Raw genomic sequence first — 216 nt, 5'->3', positions numbered from 1 at the left:
CACACTACCATCAGCGCGAAGAGGTTTCACTTCTGAGTTCGGGAAGGGATCAGGTGGTTCACTCTTGCTATTGTCGCCAGCAAACTGTTGTGGTGCTTTGGGGTCTTAATCACGTTGTGAGTTAAATTTCACAGTGTGTGCCTTACTTACGAACCAAAGAGTTATTAACGGATTAGCTTCATTGGGTCTGAATTGTAACTAGTTTTTCAACTAAAT

General features: G+C 42.6%; 1 rRNA gene. It reads right to left on the bottom strand.

Features of this window, described 5'->3' with window-relative positions:
• A 5S ribosomal RNA gene (rrf, locus tag MMO38_RS16720) occupies positions 1-81 on the bottom strand; the annotation flags it as partial.
• Positions 82-216 lie beyond the last annotated feature (135 nt).

This window comes from Acinetobacter sp. NIPH 1852 (assembly GCF_022549455.1).
Lineage (GTDB): Bacteria > Pseudomonadota > Gammaproteobacteria > Pseudomonadales > Moraxellaceae > Acinetobacter.
Note: the sequence above shows the minus strand (reverse complement) of the source record. Positions and strands in the feature narration are given on the sequence as shown.